The following is an 18081-nucleotide window of genomic DNA, read 5'->3' on the forward strand; positions in this document are numbered from 1 at the left end:
ACTAGCTGCCGTCGATCTGTCGCTTGTTGCGCTCGGACACCGCACGGAACCGATCGCCGAGGTTGTCGAAATCGCGATGTTGCGCGAACGCAATCTTTTGCTCGGCGGCCAACGCGGGATCGATCACTGGAGCGACTCCGGTGGTGTAGATCTCTTTCAGCCCCAACATGGTCGGGCCGGATACCTCGGCGATCTGGCCGGCCAGCTCGAGCGCGCGGTCGAGCAGTCGCTCGTGTGCGACGACCTCGGTGACCAGACCGATCTTCTCGGCTCGGGCGGCGTCGACGACCTCGCCGGTCATCGAGAGGCGCCGGGCCATGCCGAGGCCGACGAGTTGGGGGAGCCGCGCCGTCATCCCGCCGCCGGGCAGGATCCCGACGCGGGCGTGGGTGTCGGCGAACACCGCCCGCTCCGATGCGATGAGGAAATCGCAGCCGAGCGCCATCTCCAGGCCGCCCGTGAACACCGCCCCGTTGATCGCCCCGACGATCGGCGTGCGCATCTGCGCCGTCGCGGCGATGCAGCTTTGCGACCGGAATTCCTCGAAGTAGCCCAGCCCGTCGCGCTGCGCCTCCTTGAGATCCACGCCCGCACAGAACGCGGGATCCGCACCGGTGAGCACCACTGCCCGCACCGCCTCGTCGGCGTCTGCCTCGGTCAACGCCGTGTACGCGGCCTTGATCAGCGCGCGACTCAACGCATTCCTGGCCGCGGGCCGGTTCAGCGTCAGCACCCGAACTGCGCCGTGATCGGCGGTGAGAACCAACACGCCTACCATCTTTACGCCGAGATCGACATAATGGCGAAATCCTCTCGCACTTTTGCGCCCAAACGTTGGTTTGGGCGGCGCTGGGGGCTAGCGCAGGAACTGGTCGGCGATGTTCGCCAGGTCCAGCAGCGGCTGCGGCAGCGCGCCGAGCGCGAACGTCACGGCGGCGGTGACCGTGACGACGGCGGTGGTCAAGAAGCTCGGCACCACCACGTCGGGCGCATCGTCGGGCGGGTCGGTGAAGAACATCAGCACGATGACCCGCACGTAGAAATACGCGGCGATGGCACTGGCGATCACGCCGACGATCACCAGGGGAATCGCGCCGCCCTCGCCCGCAGCCTTGAACACCGCGAACTTGCTGACGAATCCGCTCGTCAGCGGAATTCCCGCAAAGGCGAGCAGGAACAACGAAAACACAATGCCGACAATGGGATACCGACGGCCCAGGCCGGCCCAGCGCGTCATCGTCGTCTCTTCCTCACCGTTCCTGTCGCGGACCAGGCCGACGACGGCGAAGGCGCCCAGCGTGCTGAACCCGTAGGCGAACAGGTAGAACAATGTCGACGACAGACCGGACTCGTTGAGCGCAATCACGCCGGTCAAGATGAAACCGGTGTGCGCGACGGCTGAGTAGGCGAGCATCCGCTTGATGTCGGACTGGGTCACCGCGGTCAGGGTGCCGACGATCATGGTCAGGATCGCGATCGCCCACAGCACCGGGCGCCAATCGCCGCGGATCTCCGGCACGGCGACGTAGAAGATGCGCAGCAGGGCACCGAACGCGGCGATCTTGGTGGCCGCGGCCATGAACGCGGTGATCGGTGTCGGCGCGCCCTGATAGACGTCGGGAATCCAGGAGTGGAACGGCACCGCGCCGACCTTGAACAGCACTCCGACGAGCAGCAGGCCAACGCCGATCAACGCCAGCGACGCCTTGCCGTCGTTGGCGTGGATGGCGTCGGCGATCCCGACCAGGCTCAGCGTGCCCGCGTAGCCGTACAGCATCGCGGCGCCGTACAGGAAGAACGCCGACGAAAACGCGCCCAGCAGAAAGTATTTCAGCGCCGCCTCTTGCGAGAGCAGGCGACGGCGCCGGGCCAGCCCGCACATCAGGTACAGCGGGAGCGACAGCACCTCGAGCGCGATGAACAACGTCAGCAGGTCGTCCGCCGCGGGAAACAGCAGCATCCCGCCGAGAGCGAACAATGTCAGCGGGAACACCTCGGTCTGCATCACGCCGGCCTTGACGGCGACCTTCTCCGCGACGCTGCCCACGACCGCTGAGGCCTGCGGGGTGAACGCATCCAAACCGCCCGCAGCCCGTTCGGATTCGGACTCCGACTCGGCAGGGATGCGACGTTCGGCGATCAGCAGCACCCCGAGAACGCCGACCAGCAGGATCGTGCCCTGCAGGAACAGCGAGGGTGCGTCGACGGCGACAGCGCCGATCACCGCGGTGCGGCCGGTTTGGCCGTGCAGGTCGCGGGCCACCTGCACCACCGCGACGAACGCGGCGGCCAGGCCCACCAGGCTGAGCACCACCTGGACGGCGTAGCGCCGCGCACGTGGGACGAAGGCCTCGACGAGCACGCCGACGATGGCGGCCCCGAACACGATCAGCATCGGCGACAGCAGAGCGTATTCGACGCTGGGCGTTGGCAGGTTCATCGTGGGCGGCCTTCCGCCAGTTTGGGTGCGGGATCGGGTTGGTCGACGGTGGTCAGCGTGTGGCTGACGGCCGGATTGATCACGTCCAGAGCCACTTTCGGATATACGCCGAGCACAAGCAGCAGTGCGATCAGCGGCGCCACCACCGCCAGTTCGCGGGGGATCAGGTCACGCAGCTTGTCGTTGCCCTCGGCGACCGGGCCGCCCATCATCCGCTGGTACATCCACAGGATGTAGATCGCGGAGAGAACCAGAGCGAGCGACGCCGCCACCGCGAAGGCCGGGTAGCGCGTGAAGGTGCCGATGAGCACCAGGAATTCGCTGATGAACGGAGCCAGACCGGGAAGCGACAGCGTCGCAAGCCCGGCGACCAGGAACGTACCCGCCAGGACCGGGGCCACCTTCTGCACGCCGCCATAGGCGCTGATCAAACGGGTTCCCCTGCGCGACACCAGGAATCCGGCGATCAGGAACAGCGCAGCCGTGGAGATGCCGTGGTTGACCATGTACAGCGTCGAGCCCGACTGGCCTTGGCTCGTCATCACGAAGATACCGAGGATGATGAAGCCGAAGTGCGAGATCGACGTGTAGGCGATCAGCCGCATCACATCGGTCTGGCCGATGGCGAGGACCGCGCCGTACAAGATGCCGATCACCGCCAACGTGATGATCAACGGCCGGAAATACGTTGACGCATCGGGGAACAACTGCAGGCAGTACCGCAGCATGCCGAAGGTGCCGACCTTGTCCATGATGGCCATCATCAGCACCGCGCTCGCGGGGGTGGCCTCGACGGCGGCGTCGGGCAGCCAGCGGTGGAATGGCCACAGCGGAGCCTTGACGGCGAACGCGAACATGAAGCCGAGGAACAGCGCGTTGAGGATCGCCGGGTTGATCGCCAGCTCACCGCTGGAGACGGCGGCCACGATCGCCCGGAAATCGAATGTGCCTGCCTCGAAGGCGTCGCTTCCAGCGGTGACCACGTACAGGCCGATGACCGCGGCCAGCATGATCAATCCGCCGAAGAGGTTGTACAGCAGGAACTTCACGGCCGCTTTCGACGCCGCGGAGCCGGCGTCACCGGACCCGGAGCGCCGTCCGCCGAACCCGCCGATGAGGAAGTACATCGGGATGAGCATCGCCTCGAAGAAGACGTAGAACAGCAGCACGTCGAGCGAGACGAGCGACATGATGACCATGCCCTCGACGGCGAGGGTCAGCGCCAGATAGGTGTGGGTGGAGCGACCCCGCAAGCCGACCTGGTCGTCGGCGTCGTTCCAGCCCGCCACGATAAGCAGCGGCACGAGCACGGCGGTCAGCACGACGAGGGCCAGCGCGATGCCGTCGATCCCCAGGATGTAACCCGTTCCGAATGACGGTATCCACGGGTGTTTTTCGACGAACTGGTACTGCGGACCGCCGGGATCGAAGCCGACGGCGACGACGATGACGAGCACCAGCACGGCAACCGAGATCACCAGCGCAAACCATTTGGCCGCCGCACGGCCCGTCGCGGGAATCAGCATGACGAGCGCGGCGCCAAGCACCGGCACCGCCCACAAGATCGTCATCCAGGGCATCGAGGTCACCACAGTTGCACCGCCAAGATCACGGCGACGACCAGAGCCGCGCCCGCGAGCATCGAAAGCGCGTAGGAGCGGGCGAAGCCGGTCTGCAGCTGCCGCAGGCCGTCCGATACCCGTCCGACCAGTGCGGCCAGCCCGCTACCGGCACCGTCGACGCCCTTGTCGTCAATCCAGACCAGATCCTTGGTCAGGAGCTGTCCCGGCTTCATCAGCAGCTCCTCGTTGATCGCGTCGCCGTACAGATCCCTGCGGGCGGCCACGGTCAGCGCCGACACGTCTTCGGGTGCGGTGTCGGGCACAGTCTTCTGCGCATACATCCGGTAGGCGATGACGATGCCGACCGCGACGACCGACAGCACGATGACGGTGACCACCCACGCGGGCACCGCATGGGATGCTTCGTGCGCACCGACGACCGGTTCCAGCCAGTGCTCCAAGGTGCCGCCGATCGCGAGCGCACCACCCGATACCACCGAGCCGACCGCCAGCAGGATCATCGGCCACGTCATCACCCGCGGTGCCTCGTGCGGATGGGTGTCGGCCTTCCACCGCCGCTCACCGAAAAACGTCATCAGCATGACCCGTGTCATGTAGAACGCGGTGATTCCTGCGCCGAGGATCGCCGCCCCGCCGAGGACAATGCCCTTGGCCCCGCCGGCACCGAGCGCCGCTTCGATGATCCCGTCCTTGGAGAAGAACCCCGCGAGCGGCGGGATCCCGATGATCGCGAGGTAGCCGAGCCCGAATGTGGCGAAGGTGATCGGCAGCAGCGTGCGCAGGCCGCCGTAGTGACGCATGTTCACCTCGTCGTCCATCGCGTGCATGACCGAGCCCGCGCCGAGGAACAGGCCGGCCTTGAAGAATCCGTGGGTCAGCAGGTGCATGATTGCGACCGCGTAGCCGGCAGGCCCGAGGCCCGCGGCGAGCACCATGTAGCCGATCTGGCTCATGGTCGACGCGGCGAGTGCCTTCTTGATGTCGTCCTTGGCGCAGCCGATGATCGCGCCGAACAGCAGTGTGACGGCGCCGACGACGACGACGCCGAGCTGTGCGCCTGGCGCCAGGTCGAACACCGGTCCGGACCGGACGATCAGGTAGACACCCGCGGTGACCATGGTCGCGGCGTGGATCAGCGCGGACACCGGGGTGGGGCCTTCCATCGCATCGCCGAGCCAGGACTGCAGCGGCACCTGTGCCGACTTACCGCATGCGGCGAGCAGCAGCAGCAGGCCGATCGCGTTGAGCGTGCCCTGGTTCAGCTGCGGTGCGGCGGCGAAGACGCCCTCGAACGAGATCGAACCGATGTAGGCGAACATCACCATCATCGCGATGGCGAGGCCGACGTCGCCGACGCGGTTGACCACGAACGCCTTCTTGGCCGCGGTGGCGGCCGACGGCTTGTGCTGCCAAAACCCGATCAGCAGGTAGGACGCCAGGCCGACGCCCTCCCAGCCGAAGTAGAGGCCCAGGTAGTTGTCGGCCAGCACCAACAGGAGCATCGCGGCGAGGAACAGGTTCAGATACGCGAAAAACCTGCGGCGGCCGGGGTCTTCGGCCATGTAGCCGACCGAGTAGATGTGGATCAGCGAGCCGACACCGGTGATCAGAAGCACGAAGCACACCGAGAGCTGATCGAGCTGCAGGCCGAAGTCGACGTGCAGTTCGCCGACCGGCACCCACGCGAACAGCTTCTCGCCGACGGCCCGTTTCTCGCCGTCCCTGCCGAGCATGTCGACGAACAGCAGCGCGCCGACGGCGAAGGACGCCAGAGACGTCGCACAGCCGAGGAGGTGGCCCCACGGATCGGATCGTCTACCCGACAGCAGCAGTATTGCCGCACCTGCCAGAGGCAGGGCGATCAGAAGCCAAATCGGAATCGTCATCGCGGCCTTAGTTTTTCAGCAGGCTGGCGTCGTCGACCGAGGCCGAGCGGCGGGTGCGGAAGATGGTCATGATGATGGCAAGGCCGACGACAACCTCGCAGGCCGCGACCACCATGGTGAAGAACGCGACCACCTGGCCGTCGAGGTGCCCGTGCAAGCGGGAGAACGCCACGAAGGCGAGGTTAGCCGCATTCAACATCAACTCCACGCACATGAACATGACGATGGCGTTGCGGCGCAGCAGAACTCCCGCCGCACCGATGGTGAACAACAGTGCGGACAGATACAGGTAGTTATCGGGATTCATCCACGCTCCTCGTGTGCGCCGGATTCATCCACGCTCCGTCGTTGCAGGATCGCGGCGACCGACAGCTCGGAGCCCGAGCCGTCGGGTAGTCGTGCCTCGAGGTCCACGGCGTTGTGTCTGGCGAATACGCCGGGATTCGGCATCGGGGTCGGGTGGCCGCCGGGGCGGAACCGCTCTTCGGCGAGCTCGCGCTGGGTCTTGGCACGCTCGAAGCGCTCCCGGTGCGCCAGCACCATCGCGCCGAGCGCGGCGGTGATCAGCAGCGCGCCGGTCAACTCGAACGCCCACAGATAACGGGTGAAGATCAGCGCGGCCAAGCCTTCGACGTTCTGGCTGCTGTTCGCCTCCGACAGGCCGATGAAGCCGGACGCCGACGCGTTGCCGATGCCCGCGATCAGAAGCACCCCGAAGCCGACGCCCGCGATCAGCGCCGAATAGCGTTGCCCCCGAATAGTTTCCACCAGCGATTCCGACAGGTCGACACCGATCAGCATCAGCACGAAGAGGAACAGCATCATCACCGCGCCGGTGTAGACGACCACCTGCACCACGCCGAGGAACAGCGCCTCCTGGGCGATGTAGAGCACCGCGAGCGACATCATTGTCGTCGCGAGGAAGATGGCCGAGTACACGGCCTTGGGCGCGGCCACCACGCCGATGGCGCCGACCAGTGCGACCGCGCCGAACACCCAGAACGTGACCGCCTCGGCCGTCGAGGTGTGGCCGGCGGAAGCGGCGGCGAGCGCGACGAATTCTAGGTTCACTGCACATCCTCGGGAACTTTTTCTGCTCCTTGCGTGCGCGGAACAGGTTTGATGTTGCCCAGGTAGTAGTCCTCGTCGGTGCTGCCCGGCTGCATTGGATGCGGTGGCCCCACCATGCCCGGTTGCATCGGGGCGAGCAGCTTGTCCTTGCCCCAGATCAGGTCTGCGCGGTTGTCGTCGGCCATCTCGTATTCGTTGGTCATCGTCAATGCGCGCGTCGGACAGGCCTCGATGCACAGGCCGCAGCCGATGCAGCGCAGATAGTTGATCTGGTACACCCGGCCGTAGCGCTCGCCCGGCGAGAAACGTTCCTCTGCGGTGTTGTCGTCACCCTCGACGTAAATGGCGTCGGCGGGGCAGGCCCACGCGCACAGTTCGCAGCCGATGCACTTCTCCAACCCGTCGGGGTACCGGTTCAGCTGATGGCGGCCGTGATAGCGCTTTGCGACGGGGCCGGGCTTCTCCGGATACTCCTCGGTGATCGGCTTCTTGAACATGGTCCCGAACGTGACCGCGAAACCCGCTATCGCATCGAGGAATTTAGGCATCGGCTTTCTCCTTTGCTGGGGGCAGCGGCGGTGCCGGGAAGACGCCCGTGTCGACCGCCTGCACCGGGATTCTGCGGATCGTTCTGGCCCGCACTGTTCGCCACAGCAGCACGACGACGACGAGCACGGCCACGGTCCCTGCGGCGACGAGGCCTGTGGCCAACGCGGCGTGGCCCTCGTTCCGCAGGCTGCGGGTGGTGGCCACGATCGCGATCCAGACCAGCGAGACCGGGATGAGTATCTTCCAGCCCAGCGCCATGAACTGGTCGTAGCGCAGCCGCGGCAGCGTGGCGCGCAGCCAGAAGTAGCCGAACAGGAACGCCCACACCTTGGCGGTGAACCACAGCAGCGGCCACCAGCCGGTGTTGGCGCCGTCCCACATGTTGATCGGCCACGGGGCGTGCCAGCCGCCGAGGAACATCGTGGTAGCCAGTGCCGAAACGGTGGTCATGTTGACGTACTCGGCGAGCATGAACATCGCGAACTTCAGCGACGAGTACTCGGTGTGGAAGCCGCCGACCAGTTCGCCCTCGGCCTCTGGCAGATCGAAAGGCGCGCGGTTGGTTTCGCCGACCATCGACGTCAGGTACACCAGGAACGACGGCAGCAGCAGGAACACGAACCAGGTGCCGTTCTGGGCGGCCACGATGCCGGAGGTCGACATGGTGCCCGCGTAGAGGAACACCGCCGCGAACGACAGCGCCATCGCGATCTCGTAGGAGATGACCTGCGCGGACGACCGCAGGCCGCCGAGCAGGGGATAGGTGGAGCCCGACGCCCACCCTGCGAGCACGATGCCGTACACCCCGATCGACGTGACCGCGAGGATGTAGAGCACTGCCACCGCAAGGTCGGTCAGCTGAAGCGGAGTCCGGTGGCCGAAGATCGAAACCACCGGACCCATCGGGATGACGGCGAAGGCCATGAAGGCGGGCACCGTCGAGATGACCGGCGCCAGCAGATAGATGGGCTTGTCGACGCCTGCCGGGATCAGCCCTTCCTTCAAGCCGAGCTTCAAGCCGTCGACCAGTGACTGCAGCATCCCCTTGGGGCCAACTCGGTTGGGGCCGAAGCGCATCTGCATGCGGCCGAGTAGCTTGCGTTCGATCAGGATCGCCGCCAGCACGGTCAGCAGCAGGAATACGAAGATGCCGACTGCCTTGATCGCCATCAGCCAGATCGGGTCGTGCCCGAAAGCCGAGAGATCCGTCATAGTTGCACCCGTCCGATCGAGACCACGGCGCCCGCGGTCACACCGAGTTGTTGATAGACCGCCGATCCCGGTGAGTTCAGCGGCAGCCACACCACCCGGTCGTCCATGCCGGTGATCTCGAGTGGCAGGGTGATCTCGCCCCGCTTCGTGGCGACGGTGATCGGCTCGCCCTCGGCTGCACCGATTTCGGCGGCGGTGGTCGCCGACAGCCGCGCCACTGGTGCGCGGGCGGTGCCCGCGAGATAGGGCTCGCCGTCCTGCAGCCGGCCGGAGTCGAGCAGCATCCGCCAACCGGTCAGCACTGCCTCACCGTTGCCGGGCTCGGCGGCGATGTGCGCCGACGCGTCGGGCCCACTGGGCCGTGCGCCGCCCCACCAGCCGAGCCGGGCCAGCTCCTCGCCTGCGGCCGCCGCATCCGGCAGCCCGAGGTCGACACCGATCTCGTCGGCCAGCGTGTACAGCACCCGGAGATCGGGCGTCGCGTTGCTGGGCAGCGACGGCTGGAACGGCCGAATTCTGCCCTCCCAGTTGATGAACGAGCCGGCCTTCTCGACGACCGGCGCGACCGGGAAGACCACGTCGGCGAGGTCGGTGACTGCGCTTTCCCGCAGCTCCAGGCTGACGACGAAGGGCACCGCGTCGATGGCGGCCAAGGCCGCGTCGGGATCAGGCAGGTCGGCGAGCTCCACCCCGCCGATGAGGAGAGCGTCCAACTGTCTGTCCGCCGCCGCGGCCAGGATGCCCGCGGTGTCGCGGCCAGGGGTGTCCGGCAGCTCGGAGATGTGCCACGCGATGGCGGTCTGCTCCCGCGCCGATGCGTCGGCGACGGGCCGGCCGCCGGGCAGCAGGTTCGGCAGCGCGCCGGCCTCGAGCGCGCCGCGGTCACCGGCTCGGCGGGGGACCCAGCCCAGACGGGCACCGGTCGCCGCGGCCAATCTGGTTGCCGCGGAGAGGGCTCCGGGAGAGGTCGCCAGGCGCTCTCCGACGAGGATGATCGCGCCTGGCTGGTTGAGCAGCGCCTGTTCTGCGAGTTCGTCTAGTGCGGCCGCTTCGCCGCCGGGCGCGGTGCGGATGAGCGTGCCCGACATCTTGGTAAGGCCCCGGGTGGCGAACGGTGCGACGGCCAGCACCTGCAGACCGTTCTCGCGGGCGGCCTTACGCAGCCGCAGGAAGACGATCGGCGACTCGTCCTCCGGCTCGAAGCCGGCGAGCAGCAGCGCGGGCGCCTTCTCCAGATCGGCGTAGGTGACCGTCATCGGCTGTCCCGCGACATTGGACGCCAGGAAGTCGGCCTCCTCCTGGCTGTGCGCGCGAATCCGGAAGTCGATGTCGTTGGTGCCCAACACCATCCGGGCAAACTTTGAGTAAGCGTAGGCGTCCTCGACGGTGCTTCTGCCGCCCACCAGCACACCTGCCCGCCCTGCCGCCGCGGCGAGACCGGACGCCGCCACGCCGAGCGCCTCCGACCACGATGCAGGCCGAAGCTTGCCGTCGTCTTCGCGGATCAGCGGGGTGGTGATGCGGTCGCCGACTCCTGCGTAGTTGAACGCCCACCGGCCCTTGTCGCAGTTCCACTCCTCGTTGACCTCGGGGTCGTCGCCGGCCAACCGGCGCAACACCTTTCCGCGCCGATGGTCGGTGCGCTGAGCGCATCCCGATGCGCAGTGCTCACAGGCGGTGGGGCTGGATACCAGGTCGAACGGCCGCGCCCGGAACCGGTAGGCCGTGTTGGTCAGTGCGCCGACCGGGCAGATCTGCACGGTATTGCCGGAGAAGTACGACGAGAACGGCTCACCCGGCGCGATGCCGACCTGCTGCAGCGCGCCGCGTTCCAACAGCTCGATGAACGGATCGCCCGCGATCTGCTGGGAGAACCGTGTGCAGCGCGCACACAATACGCACCGCTCACGGTCCAGCAGCACCTCCGACGAGATGGGAATCGGTTTGGGGAAGGTGCGTTTGACGTCTTCGAAGCGGGTCTCCGCCCGGCCGTTCGACATCGCCTGGTTCTGCAGCGGGCACTCGCCGCCCTTGTCGCAGACCGGGCAGTCCAGCGGGTGGTTGATGAGCAGCAGTTCCATCACGCCGTGCTGAGCCTTGTCGGCCGACTCCGAGGTCATCTGCGTACGGACCACCATGTCGGGGGTGCAGGTGATGGTGCAGGACGCCATCGGCTTGCGCTGGCCCTCGACCTCCACGAGGCACTGCCTGCACGCGCCCACCGGATCGAGCAACGGGTGGTCGCAGAACCGGGGGATCTGGACGCCGATAAGCTCGGCCGCGCGAATCACCAACGTGCCCTTGGGCACACTGATCGGCACGTCGTCGATGGTCAGGTTCACCATCTCCACTGCAGGCGCACCCTGGCTCGGCTCGGTCACCGTCATCAGGCACCCACCCCCTCGGTCGCCATCAGGGTCGAGGCGTGCGGATCGAACGGGCAGCCGCCGTCCAGATGCTCGACATACTCGTCGCGGAAGAACTTGATCGACGACAGGATCGGGCTCGCCGCACCGTCGCCCAACGCGCAGAACGACTTTCCGAAGATGGTGTCGGAGATGTCCAGCAGCTTGCCGATGTCGTCTTCGGTGCCGCGCCCGGTTTCGAGTCGCTCGTAGATCTGGCTCAGCCAGTAGGTGCCCTCACGACAGGGTGTGCACTTGCCGCACGACTCATGGGCGTAGAACTCCGTCCAGCGCCGCACCGCCCGCACCACGCAGGTGGTCTCGTCGAAGATCTGCAGCGCCTTGGTACCCAGCATCGACCCGACACCTGCCACTCCCTCGTAATCCAGTGGCACATCGAGGTGTTCGGCGGTCAGCAGCGGGGTCGACGAACCGCCGGGCGTCCAGAACTTCAGCTCATGGCCTGCGCGGACTCCGCCCGCGTACTCGAGCAGTTCGCGCAGCGTGATGCCCAGCGGCGCCTCGTACTGCCCGGGGTTGGTGACGTGCCCCGACAGCGAGTAGAGCGTGAAGCCGGGCGACTTCTCCGAGCCCATCGATCGAAACCAGTCGATGCCGTTGAGGACGATCGGCGGCACGCTGGCAATGGACTCGACGTTGTTGACGACCGTCGGGCACGCGTACAAGCCGGCCACCGCGGGGAACGGTGGCCGAAGTCGGGGCTGGCCGCGCCTGCCCTCGAGCGAGTCGAGCAGCGCGGTCTCCTCGCCGCAGATGTAGGCACCCGCGCCCGCGTGCACCAACAGTTCGAGGTCGAAGCCCGAGCCGTTGATATCGGTTCCGAGGTAGCCGGCTTCGTATGCCTCCGCGACGGCGGCCTGCAGCCGCCGCAGCACCGGCACCACCTCACCGCGGACGTAGATGAACGCGTGGTGGGCGCGGATCGCATAGGCGGCGATGATCGCCCCCTCGACGAGGAAGTGCGGTGTGGTGAGGATCAGCGGAATGTCCTTGCACGTGCCGGGTTCCGACTCGTCGGCGTTGATGACCAGATAATGCGGCTTCGCGCCGGCGCCGGTGTCGTCCTGCGGGATGAAGGACCACTTGGTGCCCGTCGGGAAGCCGGCGCCCCCGCGACCACGCAGGCCGGAGTCCTTCACCAGCGCGATGACCTCGTCGGGATCCATCGCTAGCGCCTTGTCCAGTGCGCGGTATCCGTCGTGGCGGCGGTAGGTGTCCAGCGACCAGGGTTCGGGTTCGTCCCAGTACCGGCTGAATACGGGTGTCAGGGGAGTAGCAGGTGCCATGTCAGTCGCGTGAATCCGTTTTGCTCGGGTCGGTTTCGGAGGTGGCCGGTTCGGCCGGCACAGTGGCCGACGGTCCAGGCGCCGGCTCGTCTTTCGTGGTCTCGACGGCTTCCGTCTTGGTGCCGTCGGACTTCGGCGGCGGCGCGGTCGCCTCGCTGTCAGGCGACGGCGCTTCCATGTCGAGTTCGCGGGCGACCCGGAGCCCGGCCAGCGTGGCCGTCGCCACCTGCCCGTCCGCGGTGACCGGTCTATCGTCGGGCAGCCCTGCGAGGATGCGGGCGGTTTGGCGAAAACTGCACAACGCCGCGCCGCGGCTGGGCACGACCTGTTCACCCGCGCGCAGTGAATCGACAAGATCCCTTGCCGACGACGGCGTTTGGTTGTCGAAGAACTCCCAATTGACCATGACGACCGGTGCGTAGTCGCACGCGGCGTTGCACTCGATGTGTTCGAGGGTGACGCGGCCGTCTTCGGTGGTCTGGCCTGCGTGCACGCCCAGGTGGTCCTGCAGAGAATCGAGGATGGCATCGCCGCCCATGATCGCGCAGAGCGTGTTGGTGCAGACGCCGACCAGATACTCGCCGGTCGGGGTGCGCCGATACATCGAGTAGAACGTGGCGACCGCGGTCACCTCGGCTTCGGTCAGGTCGAGTTGGGCGGCGCAGAACGCGAGGCCCGCCTTGGTGAGGTAGCCGTCCTCGGACTGCACCAGGTGCAGCAGCGGCAGCAGCGCCGACCGCGACCGCGGGTACCGGGCGATGATGTCCTTCGCGCTGGCCTCGAGCCGGGCCGTCACGTCGGCCGGGTACAGCGATTCGCCCGCGATCGGCGGACCGGCCTCGTCGGGGCGCTGACCGAGCTGGATGAAGACCGGAGAACCGTTGTGCGTCAAGCTCATCTGTGCCCTCGTCTCTTCGCGCGAGCGCTCATCTGTGTCCTCGTCTCTTCGCGCGAGCGCTCATCGATCCACCCCGCCCATCACCGGGTCGAGCGACGCGACCGCGGAGATCGCGTCGGCGACCATGCCGCCCTCGCACATGGCGGCGACCGCCTGCAGGTTCGTGAACGAGGGGTCGCGGTAGTGCACCCGGTACGGCCTTGTGCCGCCGTCGGAGACCATGTGAACGCCGAGTTCGCCCCTGGGCGACTCCACCGCGACGTAGACCTGCCCCGGCGGCACCCGGATGCCCTCGGTCACCAGCTTGAAGTGGTGGATCAGGCCCTCCATCGAGTGGCCCATGATCTTCGCGATGTGCTCAGGCGAGTTACCGAGCCCGTCGGGACCCAGCTTCAGATCGGCCGGCCACGCAAGCTTCTTGTCGTCGAGCATCACCCGGCCCGGCGTCTTCTCCAGTCGCTCGACGCACTGCTCGATGATCTTCAGCGACTCGTGCAACTCCTTGACCCGGATCAGGTACCGGCCGTAGGCGTCACACCCGTCGTCGGTGATGACGTCGAAGTCGTAGGTTTCATACCCGCAGTACGGCTGCGCCCTGCGCAGATCGTGGGGGAGCCCGGTGGAGCGCAGCACCGGGCCGGTGATGCCGAGTGCCATGCACCCCGTCAGATCCAGGTAGCCGATGCCCTGGGTACGGGCCTTCCAGATGTAGTTCTCGCTCAACAGGTCTGAGAGGTCCTTGAGCCGCTTCGGCATCAGCTTGAGCATGTCGCGGATCTGCGGAAGGGCCTCGTCGGGCAGGTCGGCGGCCAGCCCGCCGGGGCGGATGTAGGAGTTGTTCATCCGCAGCCCGGTGATGGTCTCGAAGATCGACAGAATCTGCTCGCGTTCGCGGAAGCCGTAGAACATCGCGCCCATGGAGCCCAGCTCCATCCCGCCGGTGGCCAGCGCCACCAGGTGCGACGAGATGCGATTCATCTCCATCATCATCACCCGGATGATGCTGGCGCGTTCCGGGACGTCGTCGGTGACCCCGAGCAGCTTCTCGACGCCGAGGCAGTACACCGTCTCGTTGAAAAGCGGTGAGAGGTAATCCATTCGGGTGACGAACGTGACGCCCTGGATCCAGGTGCGGTACTCCAGGTTCTTCTCGATCCCGGTGTGCAGGTAGCCGATGCCGCAGCGGGCCGAGACGATGGTCTCGCCTTCGATCTCGAGGATCAGCCGCAGCACGCCGTGCGTCGACGGGTGCTGCGGTCCCATGTTGACCACGATCCGTTCGCCGGCCTGCGCTTCTGCGGCCGCCGTCACGACCTGGTCCCAGTCCTCACCGCCGACCATGACGACGGAGGTCTTATCGCTCCTCGCGTGCGCGGTGTCGGATCCGCTCCTCGCGTGCGCGGTGTCTGATCCCCCGCTCTCCGGCGGGGTGTTGGGGGTGCTCATCAGCTGTAGGCCCTCCGCTCGTCGGGCGGCGGTATCTCGGCGCCGTGATACTCAACCGGAATGCCGCCCAACGGGTAGTCCTTGCGTTGTGGGTGTCCGACCCAGTCGTCCGGCATCTCGATTCGGGTCAGCGCGGGATGACCGTCGAAGATGATCCCGAAGAAGTCGTAGGTCTCCCGCTCGTGCCAGTCGGTGGTCGGGTAGACGGTGAACAGCGACGGAATGTGCGGGTCGGCGTCCGGTGCGGTCGCCTCCACCTGGATGCGACGGTTGTGCGTGATCGACATCAACGGATAGACGGCGTGCAGTTCGCGCCCGTTGTCGGCCGGGTAGTGCACACCGCTGACGCCGAGGGACAGCTCGAACCTCAGGCCCGGGTCGTCGCGAAGCGCCTGCATGACCGCGCGCAGGTGTTCGCGTCGGACTTCCAGGGTCAGCTGGTCGCGCTGCACGACCACCCGCTCGACGGCCGCCTCGAATGCCTGTTCGCCGAGCACAGCCGCGAGCGTGTCGACGGCTTCGTCGAAGTAGCCGCCGTAGGGGCGCGGCGAGCTGCCGGGCATCGCCACCTCGCGGACCAGTCGCCCGTAGCCGGAGGTGTCGCCGGACCCCTCGGGGCCGAACATGCCGCGACGGACGCCGACGACCTCCTTCTCGCCCTTGCCGTCGGTCAAGTCGACGGGATGCGCCAGGGCGTCCTCAGTGTGCTCGCTGTGCTGGCCGGGCTCGTTGGATTGCGTCACCGCAGCAATCCCTTGAGCTCGATGGTCGGTGGGATCGCCAGCGCCGCCTTCTCGGCTTCGCGGACCGCCTCCTCACGGTTGACGCCCAGCGGCATCTCCTGGATCTTGTCGTGCAGTTTCAGGATCGCGTGCAGCAGCATCTCGGGCCGCGGCGGGCAGCCGGGCAGGTAGATGTCCACCGGAACGACGTGGTCAACACCCTGCACGATGGCGTAGTTGTTGAACATCCCGCCCGACGACGCGCACACACCCATCGCCAGCACCCACTTGGGCTCGGCCATCTGGTCGTAAACCTGCCGCAGCACCGGCGCCATCTTCTGGCTAACCCGCCCGGCCACGATCATCAGGTCGGCCTGCCTGGGCGTTGCCGAGAACCGCTCCATGCCGAACCGCGAGATGTCGAACCGCGGGCCCGCCGTGGCCATCATCTCGATGGCGCAGCAAGCCAGGCCGAACGTCGCGGGCCACAGCGAGCCCTTACGGACATAGCCCGCCAGCTTCTCGACCGTCGAGAGCAGAATGCCGCTCGGCAGTTTTTCCTCTAGTCCCAATTCAAGCCTCCTCTGCGCCAGACGTAGGCATACGCCACGAACACGGTGGCCATGAACAGCAGCATCTCGACCAGCGCGAATACCCCGAGGCTGTCAAAGGCGACGGCCCACGGGTAAAGAAACACGATCTCGATGTCGAACACGATGAAGAGCATCGCGGTGAGGTAGTACTTCATCGGGAACCGCTGGCCGGCGGCCTGTGGGTTGGCCAGTTCCGGCATCGGCTCGATGCCGCACTCGTATGCCTCGAGCTTGGCACGGTTGAACCGCCGTGGTCCGCCGAGCAGCGCAGCAACGACCGAGAACACGGCAAACCCGGCAGCAATCGCGCCGAGTATCAGGATGGGCAGATACAGGTTCATGCAGTTGTGACCGCTCCCTCGTGGGCTTTCCGATGTGAGCTGACCCACAGCCTAGCGATGTTCGAAATGCATGCCGCAACAAGGGGTTAGTATCGATTCAGGTTGCAAACCGGCCACTTTGGCATGCCCCGAAGAACCAATGGCCGCAGGCGGTTTCGCAAAAAGGTGCTACTGCACGGGGGAGCGCAGAAGCGACGCAACGGCCTCACCCAAACGGATGGGGTCGATCGGGTGCGGGACGGCGGCCTCGGCACGCGACCAGTTCGCCAGCCAGGCGTCGTCGGGGCGGCCGGTGAGCACCAGGATCGGTGGGCAGTCGTCCAGCTCGTCCTTGAGCTGCTTGGCTATTCCCATCCCGCCGACGGGCGTGGCCTCGCCGTCGAGAATGACCAGATCGAAGCCGCCCTCGTCCATCTGCGTGATCACCATCGGGCCGGTGGCTACGTCGAGGTAGGTCAGCTCGGGCAGGTCGGGATGCACGCGCTTGCCCAGCGCAAGCCGGACCTGCTCGCGGGTCCTCGGGTTGTCGCTGTAGACGAGGATTCGCAGTGGCCGAGCTGGTTCGGGCATGCGCCAGATGCTAAACCACTCCAGGCGCTCGGCCGCCGACAACCGGCGGGAGTCAGGTCGCGGTACGGCGGAACACGACGTCGCCGGAGATCGTCGCGTTGTCTCCGATCATCCCGATCATGTTGCCGTCCACTCCGAAGTCCTGTCGGTTGATGGTGGTCTGGGTGGTGAGCCGCATTCCGCCGTCACCGACCGGCGTCACTGCGGTCTTCAGCGCCAATGGTTTCGTCGTGCCCTTGATCGTCAGCTCTGCACGCAGACCGATGGTGTCGCCGTCGATGGCATCGGCTCCGGTGACGACCACGCTGATGTCGGGAAATCTCTCGGCGTCGAAGAAGTCGGCGGAATGCAGATGCTCATCGCGCTTGCGAATTCCGGTGCGCAAGGATGCGGCCTTGACGTCGATGCGTCCGGAAACGGTTTGGGGAGCGGTGACTTGGCCGTCGCCGCTGAACTCGGTGAAGCGTCCCTTGACGGGTGCCAGGCCCCACATCGACTTGGCCTTCACTGCGATCGTCGACTGATCGGCTACGACGGTCCATGTCCCGGCCGATCCGGGATCGCTGAAAAATTCGCTGAGGCTTGCCATGTCACTCTTCCTGTTGGTGCGTCGGACCGAGCAGTGGGGCGATCTCCGCCGGGTCGAAATACTCATCGATGCGGCTGACCAGCCCGGTGGACCCCACCTTAACGACGATGCAGACCCGCATCGAGATCGATCCGCCGTTGCGACCGGTCGCGTGCAGCACGTGCTGCTGGACGAATCCGCCGTCGAAGAACTGGCGGTCGATGATCTCGTAGCGGCGTTCGGTGGTGGTGTCCATGAACCAGGAGATGACCCGCAGGGCGCGTTTCTTGACCTGGTCCTGGGGTTCCGCGGACTTCCACACCAGGACATCGGCGGCCCACATGGCCTCGACGGTCGCGGCGTCGCCTCTCTCGATGGCGGCGAAGAGCCGGTCGGCGACATCGGCGACGACGTCGGCGGTGACTGTGGGCATGTGGACCCTCCTCGCTCTCAGTTGACCTCAAGTTCGGTTGAGGTACAACACTGGGTA

The 18081-nt window shown here is 66.5% G+C and carries 18 protein-coding genes; all 18 read right to left on the reverse strand.

The window, feature by feature from the left end; genetic code table 11:
* Nucleotide 1 precedes the first annotated feature (1 nt).
* The 18 genes from QOC76_RS30320 to QOC76_RS30405 all read right to left on the reverse strand — a co-directional run bounded on the left by QOC76_RS30320 (nucleotide 2) and on the right by QOC76_RS30405 (nucleotide 18024).
* Nucleotides 2-778, reverse strand: coding sequence for an enoyl-CoA hydratase (locus QOC76_RS30320; RefSeq protein WP_526363564.1), 777 nt, complete (start codon nucleotides 776-778; stop codon nucleotides 2-4).
* 78 nt (nucleotides 779-856) lie between these two features.
* Nucleotides 857-2440 (reverse strand): NADH-quinone oxidoreductase subunit NuoN, encoded by a 1584-nt coding sequence (nuoN, locus tag QOC76_RS30325; protein WP_526363566.1) that lies wholly within the window; start codon nucleotides 2438-2440, stop codon nucleotides 857-859.
* Nucleotides 2437-4020, reverse strand: a complete 1584-nt coding sequence (locus tag QOC76_RS30330; protein ID WP_526363640.1) for an NADH-quinone oxidoreductase subunit M — start codon at nucleotides 4018-4020, stop codon at nucleotides 2437-2439. Before QOC76_RS30330 ends, nuoN begins: the two co-directional genes overlap by 4 nt.
* 5 nt (nucleotides 4021-4025) lie before the next feature.
* Complete coding sequence (nuoL, locus tag QOC76_RS30335) at nucleotides 4026-5909, reverse strand: NADH-quinone oxidoreductase subunit L (protein WP_526363568.1); 1884 nt, start codon at nucleotides 5907-5909, stop codon at nucleotides 4026-4028.
* A 7-nt stretch (nucleotides 5910-5916) separates the two neighbouring features.
* Nucleotides 5917-6216: an NADH-quinone oxidoreductase subunit NuoK gene (gene nuoK / locus QOC76_RS30340; protein WP_526363570.1), complete on the reverse strand. Its 300-nt coding sequence runs from the start codon at nucleotides 6214-6216 to the stop codon at nucleotides 5917-5919.
* Complete coding sequence (locus tag QOC76_RS30345) at nucleotides 6213-6980, reverse strand: NADH-quinone oxidoreductase subunit J (protein ID WP_526363572.1); 768 nt, start codon at nucleotides 6978-6980, stop codon at nucleotides 6213-6215. The genes nuoK and QOC76_RS30345 overlap by 4 nt, the downstream gene beginning before the upstream one ends.
* Nucleotides 6977-7528: an NADH-quinone oxidoreductase subunit NuoI gene (gene nuoI / locus QOC76_RS30350; RefSeq protein ID WP_526363574.1), complete on the reverse strand. Its 552-nt coding sequence runs from the start codon at nucleotides 7526-7528 to the stop codon at nucleotides 6977-6979. Before nuoI ends, QOC76_RS30345 begins: the two co-directional genes overlap by 4 nt.
* The gene (gene nuoH / locus QOC76_RS30355) at nucleotides 7521-8741 is read right to left on the reverse strand and encodes an NADH-quinone oxidoreductase subunit NuoH (protein ID WP_526363576.1); all 1221 of its coding nucleotides are present in this window, start codon (nucleotides 8739-8741) and stop codon (nucleotides 7521-7523) included. Before nuoH ends, nuoI begins: the two co-directional genes overlap by 8 nt.
* Complete coding sequence (locus tag QOC76_RS30360) at nucleotides 8738-11128, reverse strand: NADH-quinone oxidoreductase subunit G (protein WP_526363578.1); 2391 nt, start codon at nucleotides 11126-11128, stop codon at nucleotides 8738-8740. The genes nuoH and QOC76_RS30360 overlap by 4 nt, the downstream gene beginning before the upstream one ends.
* Nucleotides 11128-12453, reverse strand: coding sequence for an NADH-quinone oxidoreductase subunit NuoF (gene nuoF, locus QOC76_RS30365; RefSeq protein WP_526363580.1), 1326 nt, complete (start codon nucleotides 12451-12453; stop codon nucleotides 11128-11130). The genes QOC76_RS30360 and nuoF overlap by 1 nt, the downstream gene beginning before the upstream one ends.
* Nucleotide 12454: 1 nt before the next feature.
* Nucleotides 12455-13351, reverse strand: a complete 897-nt coding sequence (gene nuoE, locus QOC76_RS30370) for an NADH-quinone oxidoreductase subunit NuoE (RefSeq protein ID WP_526363582.1) — start codon at nucleotides 13349-13351, stop codon at nucleotides 12455-12457.
* Between the two features lie 60 nt (nucleotides 13352-13411).
* A complete protein-coding gene (locus QOC76_RS30375) occupies nucleotides 13412-14797 on the reverse strand; it encodes an NADH-quinone oxidoreductase subunit D (protein ID WP_526363584.1) in 1386 nt (461 codons plus the stop codon).
* Complete coding sequence (locus QOC76_RS30380; RefSeq protein ID WP_526363642.1) at nucleotides 14797-15489, reverse strand: NADH-quinone oxidoreductase subunit C; 693 nt, start codon at nucleotides 15487-15489, stop codon at nucleotides 14797-14799. The genes QOC76_RS30375 and QOC76_RS30380 overlap by 1 nt, the downstream gene beginning before the upstream one ends.
* A 47-nt stretch (nucleotides 15490-15536) precedes the next feature.
* Complete coding sequence (locus QOC76_RS30385) at nucleotides 15537-16091, reverse strand: NADH-quinone oxidoreductase subunit B (protein WP_526363586.1); 555 nt, start codon at nucleotides 16089-16091, stop codon at nucleotides 15537-15539.
* Entirely contained in the window at nucleotides 16082-16453 is a 372-nt protein-coding gene (locus QOC76_RS30390) for an NADH-quinone oxidoreductase subunit A (RefSeq protein ID WP_526363588.1), read from the reverse strand. Before QOC76_RS30390 ends, QOC76_RS30385 begins: the two co-directional genes overlap by 10 nt.
* A 168-nt stretch (nucleotides 16454-16621) precedes the next feature.
* Nucleotides 16622-17023, reverse strand: a complete 402-nt coding sequence (locus tag QOC76_RS30395) for an Rv3143 family two-component system response regulator (protein ID WP_526363590.1) — start codon at nucleotides 17021-17023, stop codon at nucleotides 16622-16624.
* Nucleotides 17024-17075: 52 nt separating this feature from the next.
* Nucleotides 17076-17612 carry a YceI family protein gene (locus QOC76_RS30400; protein WP_526363592.1) on the reverse strand — a complete coding sequence of 179 codons (537 nt, stop codon included), beginning with the start codon at nucleotides 17610-17612 and terminating at the stop codon, nucleotides 17076-17078.
* 1 nt (nucleotide 17613) lies between these two features.
* A complete protein-coding gene (locus QOC76_RS30405) occupies nucleotides 17614-18024 on the reverse strand; it encodes a nuclear transport factor 2 family protein (RefSeq protein ID WP_526363594.1) in 411 nt (136 codons plus the stop codon).
* Nucleotides 18025-18081: the final 57 nt, after the last annotated feature.

This window comes from Mycobacterium sp. (genome assembly GCF_032159565.1).
GTDB lineage: Bacteria > Actinomycetota > Actinomycetes > Mycobacteriales > Mycobacteriaceae > Mycobacterium.

Coding starts and splice junctions, on each gene's coding strand:
- QOC76_RS30320 (WP_526363564.1), bottom strand. CDS start 778: ATGGTAGGCGTGTTGGTTCTCACCGCCGATCACGGCGCAGTTCGGGTG.
- nuoN (WP_526363566.1), bottom strand. CDS start 2,440: ATGAACCTGCCAACGCCCAGCGTCGAATACGCTCTGCTGTCGCCGATG.
- QOC76_RS30330 (WP_526363640.1), bottom strand. CDS start 4,020: ATGCCCTGGATGACGATCTTGTGGGCGGTGCCGGTGCTTGGCGCCGCG.
- nuoL (WP_526363568.1), bottom strand. CDS start 5,909: ATGACGATTCCGATTTGGCTTCTGATCGCCCTGCCTCTGGCAGGTGCG.
- nuoK (WP_526363570.1), bottom strand. CDS start 6,216: ATGAATCCCGATAACTACCTGTATCTGTCCGCACTGTTGTTCACCATC.
- nuoI (WP_526363574.1), bottom strand. CDS start 7,528: ATGCCTAAATTCCTCGATGCGATAGCGGGTTTCGCGGTCACGTTCGGG.
- nuoH (WP_526363576.1), bottom strand. CDS start 8,741: ATGACGGATCTCTCGGCTTTCGGGCACGACCCGATCTGGCTGATGGCG.
- QOC76_RS30360 (WP_526363578.1), bottom strand. CDS start 11,128: ATGACGGTGACCGAGCCGAGCCAGGGTGCGCCTGCAGTGGAGATGGTG.
- nuoF (WP_526363580.1), bottom strand. CDS start 12,453: ATGGCACCTGCTACTCCCCTGACACCCGTATTCAGCCGGTACTGGGAC.
- nuoE (WP_526363582.1), bottom strand. CDS start 13,351: ATGAGCTTGACGCACAACGGTTCTCCGGTCTTCATCCAGCTCGGTCAG.
- QOC76_RS30375 (WP_526363584.1), bottom strand. CDS start 14,797: ATGAGCACCCCCAACACCCCGCCGGAGAGCGGGGGATCAGACACCGCG.
- QOC76_RS30390 (WP_526363588.1), bottom strand. CDS start 16,453: ATGAACCTGTATCTGCCCATCCTGATACTCGGCGCGATTGCTGCCGGG.
- QOC76_RS30395 (WP_526363590.1), bottom strand. CDS start 17,023: ATGCCCGAACCAGCTCGGCCACTGCGAATCCTCGTCTACAGCGACAAC.
- QOC76_RS30400 (WP_526363592.1), bottom strand. CDS start 17,612: ATGGCAAGCCTCAGCGAATTTTTCAGCGATCCCGGATCGGCCGGGACA.
- QOC76_RS30405 (WP_526363594.1), bottom strand. CDS start 18,024: ATGCCCACAGTCACCGCCGACGTCGTCGCCGATGTCGCCGACCGGCTC.